Genomic DNA, 12,873 nt, shown 5'->3' with positions numbered 1-12,873 from the left:
CGGTACAGGCAGCCGCAATGTCAGGCCTTTTCGCACATCTGCGCCAGCACCCTCACCCACTCCGGGTGATCATTCAGGCATGGCACCAGCACCAGCTCCCGCCCCCCAGCCTCGACGAACTGTTCGCTGCCCCGCATACCGATTTCTTCCAGCGTCTCGATGCAATCGGCCACGAACGCCGGGCACATCACCAGCAACTTTTTCACACCGGCCTTGGCCAGCTCATCCAGCCGGGTCTCGGTGTACGGTTCGATCCACTTGTCCCGACCCAGCCGTGACTGGAACGATACCGACCATTTGCCATCCGGTATGCCAATGCTCTGCGCAAAGGCTTTGGCCGTAGCCAGGCATTGCCCGCGGTAACACACCGCACGCACCTCGGCGGATGCACCGTGACAGCAATCGGCGGTACGCAGGTCGTGCTTGCTGCCCTTCGGAAACAGCTTCTTCAAGTGCCGCTCGGGCAAGCCATGGAAGCTCAGCAACAGGTGGTCGTAATCCTGTTCCAGGTAAGGCCGGGCGCTGGCAGCCAGCGCCTCGATGTATTCAGGGTGCTCGTAGAACGGCTGCAGCACGCGCATCTGCAGCGGCAGCTGGCGTTCGTTGACCACCTGTTTGGCCAGCTCGACCACAGTGGTCACGGTACTGTCGGCAAACTGTGGATAAAGCGGTGCCAAGGTCACCTTGCGCACGCCTTGAGCTGCCAGGCGTTCCAGCACTTCGGGCAAGGCTGGCTGGCCATAGCGCATGGCAATCTCCACCGGGCCATGGGGCCAGTGCTCGACCATTGCGGACTGCAAACGGCGGGTCAGCACCACCAGCGGCGAGCCTTCCTCCCACCAGATCGAGCCGTAGGCATGCGCCGACTGCTCCGGGCGTTTGAGCAGTATCAGCGACACCAGCAAGCGCCGCACCGGCCAGGGCAGGTCGACAACATACGGGTCCATCAGAAACTGGTTGAGGTAGCGGCGCACATCGGCAACCGAGGTGGATGCCGGAGAACCCAGGTTGACCAGCAGCAGGGCGTGATCGGTCATGCAGCGTCCTATGTCAGAGGCGGCTGGACAGGTCGTCCAGGGCCGATTGCAGATCGTTGAAACGGAAGGTGAAGCCAGCCGCCAGCAAGCGTACCGGGCGTGCCCGCTGGCCGCCCAGCAGCAAGGTCGACATCTCCCCCAGGCCAGCCTTGAGCAACAATGACGGCACCGGCAGCAGCGCCGGCCGATGCAGGGCCCGGCCCAGGCGCCTGGCGAACTCACGGTTACGCACCGGCTCCGGGGCGCAGGCATTATAAGGACCGCTGGCATCCTTTTGCTGCAAGAGAAAATCAATCAGGGCGACCTGATCGTCTATATGGACCCACGGCATCCATTGCCGCCCATCACCCAATGGCCCGCCCAGCCCCAGCTTGAAGGGCACGCGCAGGCGCGACAAAAAGCCGCCATCGCTGGCCAGCACCAGCCCGGTGCGCACCAGCACCACGCGGATCCCCTGTGCCAGGGAGCGCTGGGCCGTTTCTTCCCAGGCAATGCACAACTGGCTGGCGAAATCTTCGCGTACCGGTGGCGAAGCCTCGGTCAGCTCGCGTTCGCCACCGTCACCGTACCAGCCCACCGCAGACCCGGAGATCAGCACGTCCGGGCGTTGCTCACGGGTGCCCAACCAGGTCAGCAATTGCTCGGTCAGGGTGACCCGGCTAGCCCACAGCAGGTTGCGCCGGGCAGCCGTCCAGGGCCGATCGGCAATCGGCGCACCGGCCAGGTTGACCACCGCATCAAGGTGATCGTCCGCCTCCAGTTGCTCCAGCCGGGCGATGCCACGCACGCCACTGCCACATATTTTCGCCACCTGTTCAGGTCGCCGGCTCCAAACCGTAAGCCGGTGCCCCTGGCCAAGCCAGTACTGGCAAAGATGCTTGCCAATCAACCCGGTGCCGCCTGTCAGCAATATATGCATGGCTGTGTCCTCGCAGAATGCGGCGGTGGTCTATTTTTAACATCAAGGCACTTTTTTGACCCGACGCTCTCGGATAAACATAGGCCAACCTGACCGCCAAAGCGGTATAACCTTATACAGAATTTCTGGATTGTACAGGTTTGCCTGACAGCGTAGTCTGCTAACAGCAAGGTTTGAAGAGGCCATCATGACAGTACCTATTGCCATCATCGGGGCCGGTATCGCCGGCTTGTCAGCCGCCCAGGCCCTACAAAAGGCCGGGCAATCCGTGCATCTGTTCGACAAAGGCCACGGCAGTGGCGGGCGCATGGCCAGCAAGCGCAGCGAGGCCGGCGCGCTGGACCTCGGCGCCCAGTACTTCACTGCCCGGGACCGGCGCTTCGTCGAGCAGGTGCAACAGTGGGTTGCCGCCGGCTGGGCCGAGCAGTGGAAGCCACAGCTGTACAACTACCGTGATGGCGAGCTCACTCCCTCCCCTGACGAACAGACCCGCTGGGTAGGCGTGCCACGCATGAGCGCCATTACCCGTGGCCTGCTCAAGGATGTGACGGTGAACTTCGGCTGCCGTATCGCCGAGGTGTTCCGTGGCAAGCAATACTGGCACCTGCAAGACACCGAAGGCTGCAGCCATGGCCCTTACAGCCGCGTGGTGATTGCCGTGCCGGCACCGCAGGCCACGCCACTTCTGGCCTCCACCCCAAAACTTGCCGCGGTGGCTGCGGGCGTGCAAATGGAACCTGTGTGGGCGGTCGCCCTGGCCTTCCAGACACCTTTGGACACCCCGATGCAAGGCTGCTTCGTGCAGGACAACCCGCTTGACTGGCTGGCCCGTAACCGCAGCAAGCCCGGCCGCGATGAGCAACTCGATACCTGGGTGCTGCACGCCACGTCTGACTGGAGCCGGCAGCACATCGACCTGCCCAAGGAAGAAGTGATCGAACAGCTGTGGGGCGAGTTTGCCGAGCTGGTCGGCTGCGTGGTGCCGGCGCCTAACTTCGCCCTGGCCCACCGCTGGCTCTATGCGCGCCCCAGCAGCAATCACGAGTGGGGCGCACTGGCCGATGCTGACCAAGGCCTGTATGCCTGCGGCGACTGGTGCCTGTCCGGGCGAGTCGAAGGCGCGTGGCTCAGCGGCCAGGAAGCGGCGCGCAGACTGCTCGAACACCTGGAATGATTTAGCGCCATACACAAATTCTAGTTTGCATAACTTCCGGGCTGTGCTGGAATAAACCTGTACAAGATTTTAGACTCGTACAGGTTTACGGGAGACAGCCATGCACGACACTTCAGCCCACAGCAAGCCGCGTATCGCCATCAGCGCCTGCCTGACCGGGCACAGCGTGCGTTACAACGGCGGCCATAAGGCCTCAGACCTGTGCCGTACGCAACTGGACGCCCATTTCGACTGGCTGCCGGTGTGCCCGGAAGTTGCCATCGGCCTGGGCATACCGCGCGACCCGATCCGCCTGGTCGGCAATCCCGAACGACCGGAAGTGGTCGGTACCCGTAACCCAGGCATGGACCTGACCGGCCCGCTGCGCAACTATGGCGAGCAGATGGCCGCCGAGCTCGACAGCATCTGCGGCTATATTTTCATGCAGAAATCGCCCTCTTGCGGCCTGGAGCGGGTCAAGGTGTATCAGGACAATGGCCACCCGGCCATCCAGGGGGGGCGCGGCGTGTATGCCCAAGCGTTCTGCGCAAGACGCCCGGACCTGCCTGTGGAAGAAGAAGGTCGCCTGCATGACCCGGTGCTGCGCGAGAACTTCATCAGCCGCGTGTACGCCTACGCCGACTGGCAGCGCCTGCTGGCCGAGGGCCTTAGCCGTGGAAGCCTGGTGCGCTTTCATTCGCGTTACAAATACCTAGTGATGGCCAACAACCCCCAGGCCTACCGCACCTTGGGCCGCCTGCTCGGCAGCATGAGCAAGGATGACGACCCGCAAACCATCGGCCCACGCTACTTCAGCCAGCTGATGCAGGCCCTGAGACGCTGTGCCAGCCGCGGCACCCATTGCAATGTGCTGCAGCACATCAGCGGCTATTTCAAGGACAACCTCACGCAGCAAGACAAAGCCGAGCTGCAGACAATCATCAGCCAGTACCAGCAAGGCGTGGTGCCGCTGGTGGTACCGCTGACCCTGCTCAAGCACCATTTGCGCAAGCATCCAGACCCGTACCTGCTGCAACAGGCCTACCTGCAGCCGCACCCGGAAAGTCTGGGCTTGCGCAATGCAGTCTGAAACCTTGCTGCCCATCGGCGAACTTGCCCGTCGCACTGGCGTGAATCCGGTCACCCTGCGCGCCTGGGAGCGCCGGTATGGCCTACTCAAGCCGCAGCGCACCGCCAAGGGGCATCGCCTGTATCCGCTGGATCAGGTGGGTCGGGTCGAGGCAATCCTTGGCTGGTTGCAGCGTGGGGCATCGGTCGGCCAAGTACGCGAGCTGCTCGACAAACCCTCCAGCACGCCGCCCAAAGGTGACTGGCAGGCCCGACAATTCCAGCTGATCGAGGCCATTGCCAACCTGTCCCAGCGCGCCCTTGACCAGCAGCTCAACCAGGCCATGGCCCTGTACCCGGCCGTTACCCTGTGCGAACAACTGCTGCTGCCGCTGCTCGACCTCCTCGACCTGCGCTGGCGTAGTTACTTCAATGCGCAGCTGGAACAGGCGTTTTTCCACAGTTGGCTACGCAGCAAGCTAGGTGCCCGCGTCTACCATGACAACCAGCTGCTGCAGGGCCCTGCGGTGTTGCTGGTGGAGGACAGTGAACGTGTCTTCAGCCCCGGTTTATGGCTTTGCGCCTGGCTGTTCACCAGCAACGGGTTCCCGGTCGAGGTGCTGGAGCACCCCGTTGCCGGCCCGCACCTTCAACGCGCCGTCAGCACGCTCAGCCCCCGCGCCGTACTTCTGCACCTGGGGCCCCGCATCGATGGCAAGGCACTGCAACGCACCCTGCACAACCTGCCCATGCCAATCCTGGCCGGCGGCCCGACGCTGTTGCTGCATGAAGCGCAGCTGCGTGCCCTCAAGTTGCCCAACCTCGCCCTGTTCGACACCCCGCAAGTGGCATTGAGCTTGCTTCAAGCCCATGACCGCCTGCCTGTAGAGATGAATGCCCCATGCACCTGACCTGGCTGCGCAGTGACCTGCGCATCGATGACAACACCGCGCTCAGCGCCGCCACCGAGCGCGGGCCCACCATCGCCCTGTGGCTGATCAGCCCCGGGCAATGGCAGGCCCATGATGACGCCGCCTGCAAAGTCGATTTCTGGCTGCGCAGCCTGCGCGACCTGCGCCAATCGCTGGAAGGCCTGAATATCCCCCTGCTGATCCGCAAGATAGACACCTGGGAGCAGGCACCACAAGCCGTGCTTGAGGTATGCCGCCAACATCAGGTGGCAAGCGTTCACTGGAACGAAGAGTACGGCATCAACGAGCAGCGCCGCGACGATGCCACCCGCGCCCTGCTAGAAAAGTCGGGCATTCAGGCACACAGCCACCTCGACCAGCTGTTCTTCCGCCCGGGCACCATCCTCACCCGCAGTGGCGATTATTTTCAGGTTTTCAGCCAGTTCAAGAAAACCTGCCTGGAGCACCTGCATCGCAGCCTGCCCGCGTTGGCCCAACGGGTTAAGCGGCAGGCACCGCTGCACATCCCTGCCGACCCTGTTCCGCAACACGTGGACGGTTTTGAAACACCCGCCCGCGCCCTGCGTGAACACTGGCCAGCGGGTGAAGCGCAGGCGCAAGGGCGGCTGTCACGCTTTCTCGACGAAGCCATTGATGACTACCAGCAACTGCGTGACCTACCTGCCAAACCTGGTACCAGCCAGCTTTCGCCTTACCTGGCTGCCGGCGTGATATCGCCTCGCCAGTGCCTGCACGGTGCACTGGCCAGCAACCGGGGCGAATTCGACAGTGGCAGTACGGGCGTGCAGACCTGGATCAACGAGCTGCTCTGGCGCGAGTTCTACAAGCACATCCTGTGCGGTTACCCACAGGTCTCGCGACACCGTGCCTTCCGCGCCCAGACCGAAGCCCTGCCCTGGCGTGATGCACCGGCCGACCTTGAGGCCTGGGAACAGGGCCGTACGGGCTTCCCGATCATCGACGCCGCCATGCGCCAGTTGCTGCACACCGGATGGATGCATAATCGGCTGCGCATGATCGTGGCCATGTTCCTCAGCAAGAACCTGCTGATCGACTGGCGCAAGGGCGAGCGGCACTTCATGCGCCACTTGATAGACGGTGACCTGGCGGCCAACAATGGCGGCTGGCAGTGGAGCGCGTCCACCGGAACGGACGCAGTGCCCTACTTCCGTATCTTCAACCCGATTTCACAGTCTCAGCGTTTCGACCCTCAGGGGCATTTCATTCGGCACTGGCTGCCGGACCTACGTGACATAGATGAGAAAAATATCCATGAACCGATGAAATCCAGGGATCTATTTGCTACTAATTTGTATCACAGTCCTATGGTCGATCTCAGCAGCAGTCGCCAGCGTGCAATAGAAGCTTTCAAGGGCCTTCCCCGCCGGCAGGATTAGAGGACAACGTCTTGACTAACTCACGCAGTTTTTGGGTTACGGGCGCCAGCAATGGGCTAGGTCTGGCTTTGGTGGAACGCTTGCTCGAACAGGGCCACCGCGTTGCCGCCAGTACGAAGGAAAGCGATGAACTGGAAAGATTGGCAGCACAACATGGTCGGCGTTTCTTGCGCCTGCCCTGGCAGTTGCATGCCGAGCCAAATGCAGCGGATGCCTGCCAGCAGATAGGCCATGCCTGGTGCTCGCTGGATGGTCTGATCATCAATGCCGGTACCAGCGATTATCTGCCAGACGACGTAGCGGACAGCGACCTGTTCGAGGCGATCGTCACAAGCAACCAGCTGGCGGCTGAGCAGTGCCTTGGCCATGCCTTGCCCCTGCTGGCCAAGGGGGATTCACCGCAGGTGTTGGCAGTGTTCAACCGCTATTCGGCATTGCAATTGTATGCCCCGACGCAGGTAACTGCAGGCTGGAACAACCTGCCGCAGTGGATGCGTGAGCAGCGCCAGGCCTTGAAAGCTCAAGGGGTAGGCCTGACCATAGTAGGGCCACAGTCGCTCAAGGTAGCGGTGACGTCGGCGCAGGCGATACCGGAGCAATGGACGCCACAGAGCGTTGCTGAAGCGTTGTTGCGTCGGTGGCCGCAAGCTGAACCGGAACTGGTTCTGGAGGCGCTGGAACTCAGCAGCCTATGGCCGTTGACGCGCTAAGCCCCTGAAATCGGCGTTAGCCCCGCCCCCACAGAACGCACACCCTTTGAGGATCGTGCATTCCCTGTGGGAGCGGGTTCACCCGCGAAAAGGCCTGTGCAGGTGAACTCAGAGCGCCATGCGGTAGTGCAAGCTATAGCTCTCCACACCATCGTTAGGCTCTTTGATGCCCGCATTGGAATAATGGATCGCCCGCACCCCGATCTCATGCCCCCCTGCAAAGCGCAAACCAAAGCCGATGCGGTCCTCGAACTGGAATGCCGAGCCCAGCTCGTTGCTTTCCAGCTCGGTGCTGGAGAACGCGGCTACACCGATCCCCGCTTCGATGTAGGGCTTCACCGACTCCCCGGCAAATTCGTAAACGAACACTGGCGCGAACGACAAGCTATGGTTGCTCGCCGTCTCGTCGCCGTCCCAATACGTATAGGCCCCATCCCAATATCCGGTCAGCCGACCAACACTGGTCTGCCACCAGCTTGCGTCCCAGTTCGATTGCAGCCCTAGCCGGTAGACCATGGTCGAGTCACCGGTCTGCCCCACCGAAACCGAAATGTCGGCAGCCTGTGCCGACATTGCTTGACCCAAAGTAAAGGCGGCAGCCGCCGCCAAGCCGAGCAGTTTCCTCATGAGAAACATCCTTCTTCCTGATGCTGTTATTAGTGTCCGCCTCAATCAGGCAAGCGGTAGAAAGCAGAAGTGGAACGATAGTTCAGCTGTTTTTCACGTTTTTTTCACAACGCAAAGCTTTGCACATCGTCGGACTTATGCCACAGCACAGGCAGGATTTTTCGGAGGAATTCTGGGTCAGCGCTGGTCCAGAAGCGGGTGTCGCCGGCCGGGCCTTCGGCTAACAGGTCATTGGCACCCAGCAGCCTTTGCAGTTGACGCGCCACAGCGGCGCCGGTGTCGATGATCGCCACGTCCGCTGGCACCAGGTCGGCCAGTAACGGGCGCAAGAAGGGGTAATGCGTGCAACCGAGGATCAGCGTATCGCAGCCGGCGGCCAGCAACGGCTGCACATAGCCAAGCAGCATCTGGCGAAGCGCCGGGCTGGCTAGGTCACCGGTCTCGATCAGCTCGACCAGCCCAGGGCATGGCTGAGTAATCACCTGGACGTCATTGGCGAAGCGGTCCAGCAGCGCTGCAAACTTGGCACTTTGCAAGGTACCGGTAGTTGCCAGTACACCGACCACGCCCGAGCGGGTGGCGGCAGCAGCAGGCTTCACGGCCGGCTCCATGCCCACCAGCGGCCAAGTCGGGTACAGCTCGCGCAAGTCAGCCACCGCCGCCACCGTGGCGGTGTTACAGGCCAGGACCATGGCTTTGGCGCCTTGTGCCTGGAAGAACCCGGCAATATGCCGGCAGCGCTCGCGTATATAGTCCGGCGACTTCTCACCGTAAGGCACATGGCCGCAGTCGGCCACATACAGCAGCGTCTCGTTGGGCAGCAGGCGCTGGATTTCGGCGAGTACCGACAAACCGCCGACCCCCGAGTCCATCACGCCGACCGGCGCCGAACGCTCAGCCATCGCGCTTGCCGCAAACTGCGCAAGCCGGGTCGCGCTTGACGCGCAGCTCACGGATACGGGTGCCGAGAGCATCGATCAACAGCAGACGACCCACCAGCGGTTCGCCGAAGCCGGCCAGCAACTTCATTGCCTCCAGCGCTTGCAGGCTGCCCACCAAACCCACCAGCGGGCCGATCACGCCAGCTTCGCTGCAGGTCAGTTCATCGTCACTGCCATGCCCGTACAGACAGTGGTAGCAGGGGCTGTAGTCGCGCCGAGGGTCAAACACCGACAGCTGCCCTTCAAGGCGGATCGCCGCGCCGCTCACCAGTGGTTTGCCAGCAGCCATACAGGCCGCGTTGACCGCTTCACGAGTAGCGAAATTGTCGGAGCAGTCCAGCACCAGGTCGACTGCCGCCACAGCGGCAGCCAGCGAATCTTCGTCCAGGGCTTGGCGATGGGCAACCAGACCGATCTCCGGGTTTATTGCCTGCAAGCGCTGCAAGGCCGAATCGACCTTGCTCATGCCGACGCTGGCACTGTCGTGAATCACCTGGCGTTGCAGGTTGGTCAGGTCGACGGTGTCGAAGTCGGCCAGGTGCAGCTCACCCACCCCGGCGGCAGCCAGGTACAGTGCCACCGGGGAGCCCAGGCCGCCAAGGCCGACAATCAGTGCCTTGCTCTGCTTGAGCCGTAACTGGCCGTCGATGTCGATCTGGGCCAGCAATACCTGCCGGCTGTAACGCAGAAGTTCCTGATCACTCAGCATGGCAGGCGCCCCAGGGTAATGCGTTCATGGCCGCCCAGGTCCGTTCGGCTGGCGACCTCGATAAAGCCTTGCTCAGCCAGCAAAGCGCGTACCGCCGCTGCCTGGTCGTAGCCATGTTCCAACAGCAACCAGCCACCGGGCAACAGGTGCGCGGGGGCCTGGGCAACGATCACGCGCAGGTCGTCCAGGCCATCGGCACCGGCCACCAGTGCACTGCTGGGCTCGAAGCGCACGTCACCGGCCACCAGGTGTGGGTCTGCGGCGGCAATATAGGGGGGGTTGCTGACAATCAGGTCGAAACGCTCGCCGGCCAGGCTGTCGAACCAGTGGCTTACCCGCACCTGCGCGTTGCTCAGACCCAAACGTTGGCGGTTGCGCTCGGCCAGGGCAGCGGCTTCTTCCACCCGGTCAACTGCAGTCAGCTGCCAGGCCGGGCGATCGCTGGCCAGGGCCAGGGCAATCGCACCGGTACCGGTGCCCAGGTCAAGGACCTTGGCCGGCGAGGCGGGTTGCAGCTCAAGGGCAGTCTCGACCAACAGCTCGGTATCCGGCCGCGGGATCAGGGTATGCGGCGCCACTTCCAGGTCGATCGTCCAGAAGCCCTGCTGCCCGAGGATGTAAGCGACCGGCTCGCCGCCACGGCGGCGCTGAAGGTAACCGGCGTAAGTCTGGGCATCTTCGCTGCTGACGATTCGCTCGGGCCAGGTGTGCAGGTAGCTGCGCGACTTGCCGATGGCAGCAGCCAGCAGCAATTCGGCATCCAGCCGCTCGGTGGGCGACTCGGGCAGCTGCGCGTTGCGCAGCAAGCTGGCGATGATGGTCATCAGTCCCCCAGGGCAGCCAGTTGATCGGCCTGGTATTCGGCCAGCAGCGGTTCGATCACTGCGTCCACGCCACCGCTGAGGATGTCGTCCAGCGAGTACAAGGTCAGGTTGATACGGTGATCGGTTACCCGACCCTGTGGATAATTGTAGGTGCGGATGCGCTCGGAACGGTCACCGGACCCCACCAGCAGTTTGCGCTCGCTGGCAATGGCATTCTGTGCTGCGCTGGTCTGCATGTCGTTGAGCTTGGCCGACAGCCAGGACATGGCACGGGCGCGGTTCTTGTGCTGCGAACGCTCTTCCTGGCACTCGACCACGATACCGGTGGGCAAGTGGGTAATACGGATCGCCGAGTCGGTCTTGTTCACGTGCTGACCACCCGCGCCCGATGCACGGTAGGTGTCCACGCGCAGATCGGCCGGGTTGATTTCGATGGCTGCTTGTTCGTCCGGCTCGGGCAGCACCGCCACTGTGCAGGCGGAGGTGTGCACGCGGCCTTGGGATTCGGTTTCCGGCACGCGCTGAACACGGTGTGCGCCAGACTCGAACTTGAGCTTGCCGTACACGTGCTCACCCTCGACACGGGCGATGATTTCCTTGTAGCCGCCGTGCTCGCCTTCGTTCTCGGACAAGATCTCCAGGCGCCAGCCGCGTTTTTCGGCGTAGCGCGAATACATGCGGAACAGGTCGCCAGAGAAGATGGCCGCCTCGTCGCCACCCGTACCGGCGCGAATTTCGAGGAACACGTTGCGGCCGTCGTTGGGGTCTTTGGGCAGCAGCATGCGTTGCAGCTTCGCCTCCAGCGTCAGCAGCTGTTCCTTGGCTTCACGCACTTCTTCCACGGCCATTTCACGCAGGTCCGGGTCGCTGTCCTTGAGCAATGCCTGGGCGCCCTCAAGGTCACCCTGGACTTTGCACCACTCTTTATAAGCAGCGTAGACCGGCTCGACCTCGGCATATTCACGGGAATACGCGCGAAAGCGCGTCTGGTCGGAAATGACCTCAGCATCACCGAGCAGTGCGGTGAGCTCTTCGAAGCGGTCCTGGAGGATATCCAGTTTGTTCAGCAGCGACGCTTTCATTGCGGGGATTTGTCCGTGGAGCCCTCGTTGAGGGCAAAGAGTTCCTGGGCCATGGCCAGCGCATCAAGGCGGCCCTCGGCCGAGAGCTTTTTCAACTGCACGCTGGGCGCATGCAGGAGTTTGTTGGTCAGCCCCCGGGCCAGTTGGGCCAGTACGTCCTCGGGGTTGCCGCCGTTGGCCAGCAGGCGCTGGGCCTTTTGCAATTCGTCGTCACGCAGGCGCTCGCTCTGCTGGCGGTAGGCCTTGAGCACGTCCACCGCCGCCAGTTCACGCAGGCGCAGCATGAAATCCTCGGCGCCCACCGAGACCAGTTCTTCAGCCGCCTGGGCTGCGCCCTGGCGGCTCTTGAGGTTTTCCGCCACCACGTCATGCAGGTCATCGACAGTGTACAGGTACACGTCGTCCAGCTCGCCGACTTCAGGTTCGATGTCGCGCGGCACGGCAATGTCGACCATGAAGATCGGCTTGTGCCGGCGCTGTTTCAGCGCACTCTCGACCGCGCCCTTGCCCAGGATGGGCAACTGGCTGGCGGTGGAACTGATGACGATGTCGCTGTTGGCCAGTTCCTGGGGGATGTCGGCCAGCAGTACGGCGTGTGCGCCAAACTGCTCGGCCAGGGTACTGGCCCGCTCCAGGGTACGGTTGGCCACGACGATACGCCGCACGCCTTGCTCATGCAGGTGGCGGGCGACCAGGGTGATGGTTTCGCCGGCACCGATCAACAAGGCCTGGCTGCGGCCCAGGTCGCTGAAAATCTGTTTGGCCAGGCTGACTGCGGCAAACGCCACCGATACCGGGTTTTCACCAATGGCGGTGTCGGTGCGCACCTGCTTGGCGGCGCTGAAGGTGGCCTGGAACAGGCGCCCGAGCAAAGGGCCGACGGTGCCGGCCTCCCGCGCCACGGCGTAGGCTGACTTCATCTGGCCGAGGATCTGCGGCTCGCCGAGCACCAGCGAGTCCAGGCCCGAAGCCACGCGCATCATGTGCTTGACGGCATCATGCTCTTCATGCACGTAGGCACTGGCGCGCAACTCGTCCAGGCTGAGGCGGTGATAGTCGGCCAGCCATTGCAGCACGGCGTCGGCAGACAAGTGGTCCTGCTCTATATAGAGCTCGCTGCGGTTGCAGGTCGACAGGATCGCCGCTTCGCGGCTGGAAGTCAGCCGGCAGAGCTGCTGCAGGGCGTCTACCAGCTGCTCTGGGGTAAACGCCACGCGCTCGCGTACGTCTACCGAGGCAGTCTTATGGTTGATACCAAGTGCAAGAAAGGCCATGCAAGGTCGCTGGTTGTGACGGGAAGCCGATAATTGTCCTCTTTCACAGGTATTAGAACAACCACCGTTCGCTATTGCGCTGATAGCGCTGCGGCTATCGCCGCTCGCGGGCCAGCATGAGCGTTGATTTCAGCTTTCACTCCCGCTTTTGATCTGCTTTTGATCTGGCTTTTGATCTGGCTTTTGATCTGCTTTTGATT

Annotated in this window: 13 protein-coding genes; 5 read left to right on the top strand and 8 right to left on the bottom strand. The window is 62.6% G+C overall.

Features of this window, described 5'->3' with window-relative positions; translation table 11 throughout:
* Positions 1-20 precede the first annotated feature (20 nt).
* Both hemH and ACK1VC_RS17220 read right to left on the bottom strand, forming a co-directional pair.
* A complete protein-coding gene (gene hemH, locus ACK1VC_RS17225; protein WP_070086764.1) occupies positions 21-1,037 on the bottom strand; it encodes a ferrochelatase in 1,017 nt (338 codons plus the stop codon).
* A gap of 13 nt (positions 1,038-1,050) precedes the next feature.
* Positions 1,051-1,956, bottom strand: a complete 906-nt coding sequence (locus tag ACK1VC_RS17220; protein ID WP_016484877.1) for a TIGR01777 family oxidoreductase — start codon at positions 1,954-1,956, stop codon at positions 1,051-1,053.
* A 187-nt stretch (positions 1,957-2,143) separates the two neighbouring features.
* Here ACK1VC_RS17220 and ACK1VC_RS17215 point away from each other — a divergent pair, with 187 nt between their 5' ends.
* The 5 genes from ACK1VC_RS17215 (at position 2,144) to ACK1VC_RS17195 (ending at position 7,216) form a co-directional block, all read left to right on the top strand.
* A complete protein-coding gene (locus ACK1VC_RS17215; protein WP_016484876.1) occupies positions 2,144-3,130 on the top strand; it encodes an NAD(P)/FAD-dependent oxidoreductase in 987 nt (328 codons plus the stop codon).
* Positions 3,131-3,230: 100 nt separating this feature from the next.
* A complete protein-coding gene (locus ACK1VC_RS17210; protein WP_016484875.1) occupies positions 3,231-4,199 on the top strand; it encodes a YbgA family protein in 969 nt (322 codons plus the stop codon).
* A complete protein-coding gene (locus ACK1VC_RS17205; RefSeq protein WP_191087264.1) occupies positions 4,189-5,088 on the top strand; it encodes a MerR family transcriptional regulator in 900 nt (299 codons plus the stop codon). The genes ACK1VC_RS17210 and ACK1VC_RS17205 overlap by 11 nt, the downstream gene beginning before the upstream one ends.
* Positions 5,079-6,506, top strand: a complete 1,428-nt coding sequence (phrB, locus tag ACK1VC_RS17200) for a deoxyribodipyrimidine photo-lyase (protein ID WP_191087263.1) — start codon at positions 5,079-5,081, stop codon at positions 6,504-6,506. Before ACK1VC_RS17205 ends, phrB begins: the two co-directional genes overlap by 10 nt.
* An 11-nt stretch (positions 6,507-6,517) precedes the next feature.
* Positions 6,518-7,216, top strand: a complete 699-nt coding sequence (locus tag ACK1VC_RS17195; RefSeq protein WP_023047683.1) for an SDR family oxidoreductase — start codon at positions 6,518-6,520, stop codon at positions 7,214-7,216.
* Between the two features lie 108 nt (positions 7,217-7,324).
* On the opposite strand, the gene ACK1VC_RS17190 is transcribed toward ACK1VC_RS17195, so the two are convergent.
* The 6 genes from ACK1VC_RS17190 to hemA form a co-directional block, all read right to left on the bottom strand.
* Positions 7,325-7,843 carry an acyloxyacyl hydrolase gene (locus tag ACK1VC_RS17190; protein WP_024717663.1) on the bottom strand — a complete coding sequence of 173 codons (519 nt, stop codon included), beginning with the start codon at positions 7,841-7,843 and terminating at the stop codon, positions 7,325-7,327.
* A 104-nt stretch (positions 7,844-7,947) separates the two neighbouring features.
* Positions 7,948-8,745, bottom strand: coding sequence for a glutamate racemase (murI, locus tag ACK1VC_RS17185; protein ID WP_016484870.1), 798 nt, complete (start codon positions 8,743-8,745; stop codon positions 7,948-7,950).
* On the bottom strand, positions 8,738-9,493 hold the full coding sequence (locus tag ACK1VC_RS17180) for a molybdopterin-synthase adenylyltransferase MoeB (protein ID WP_016484869.1): 756 nt from the start codon (positions 9,491-9,493) through the stop codon (positions 8,738-8,740). The genes murI and ACK1VC_RS17180 overlap by 8 nt, the downstream gene beginning before the upstream one ends.
* A complete protein-coding gene (gene prmC, locus ACK1VC_RS17175) occupies positions 9,487-10,317 on the bottom strand; it encodes a peptide chain release factor N(5)-glutamine methyltransferase (protein WP_016484868.1) in 831 nt (276 codons plus the stop codon). Before prmC ends, ACK1VC_RS17180 begins: the two co-directional genes overlap by 7 nt.
* The gene (prfA, locus tag ACK1VC_RS17170) at positions 10,317-11,399 is read right to left on the bottom strand and encodes a peptide chain release factor 1 (RefSeq protein WP_016484867.1); all 1,083 of its coding nucleotides are present in this window, start codon (positions 11,397-11,399) and stop codon (positions 10,317-10,319) included. Before prfA ends, prmC begins: the two co-directional genes overlap by 1 nt.
* Positions 11,396-12,673 (bottom strand): glutamyl-tRNA reductase, encoded by a 1,278-nt coding sequence (gene hemA, locus ACK1VC_RS17165; protein WP_016484866.1) that lies wholly within the window; start codon positions 12,671-12,673, stop codon positions 11,396-11,398. Before hemA ends, prfA begins: the two co-directional genes overlap by 4 nt.
* Positions 12,674-12,873: the final 200 nt, after the last annotated feature.

The sequence above is a fragment of the Pseudomonas sp. XP2 genome, assembly GCF_053557975.1.
The sequence above is the reverse complement of the archived record's forward strand: the minus strand, read 5'-3'. Positions and strand labels throughout refer to the sequence as shown.

Coding starts and splice junctions, on each gene's coding strand:
- hemH (WP_070086764.1), bottom strand. CDS start 1,037: ATGACCGATCACGCCCTGCTGCTGGTCAACCTGGGTTCTCCGGCATCC.
- ACK1VC_RS17220 (WP_016484877.1), bottom strand. CDS start 1,956: ATGCATATATTGCTGACAGGCGGCACCGGGTTGATTGGCAAGCATCTT.
- ACK1VC_RS17215 (WP_016484876.1), top strand. CDS start 2,144: ATGACAGTACCTATTGCCATCATCGGGGCCGGTATCGCCGGCTTGTCA.
- ACK1VC_RS17210 (WP_016484875.1), top strand. CDS start 3,231: ATGCACGACACTTCAGCCCACAGCAAGCCGCGTATCGCCATCAGCGCC.
- ACK1VC_RS17205 (WP_191087264.1), top strand. CDS start 4,189: ATGCAGTCTGAAACCTTGCTGCCCATCGGCGAACTTGCCCGTCGCACT.
- phrB (WP_191087263.1), top strand. CDS start 5,079: ATGCACCTGACCTGGCTGCGCAGTGACCTGCGCATCGATGACAACACC.
- ACK1VC_RS17190 (WP_024717663.1), bottom strand. CDS start 7,843: ATGAGGAAACTGCTCGGCTTGGCGGCGGCTGCCGCCTTTACTTTGGGT.
- murI (WP_016484870.1), bottom strand. CDS start 8,745: ATGGCTGAGCGTTCGGCGCCGGTCGGCGTGATGGACTCGGGGGTCGGC.
- ACK1VC_RS17180 (WP_016484869.1), bottom strand. CDS start 9,493: ATGCTGAGTGATCAGGAACTTCTGCGTTACAGCCGGCAGGTATTGCTG.
- prmC (WP_016484868.1), bottom strand. CDS start 10,317: ATGACCATCATCGCCAGCTTGCTGCGCAACGCGCAGCTGCCCGAGTCG.
- prfA (WP_016484867.1), bottom strand. CDS start 11,399: ATGAAAGCGTCGCTGCTGAACAAACTGGATATCCTCCAGGACCGCTTC.
- hemA (WP_016484866.1), bottom strand. CDS start 12,673: ATGGCCTTTCTTGCACTTGGTATCAACCATAAGACTGCCTCGGTAGAC.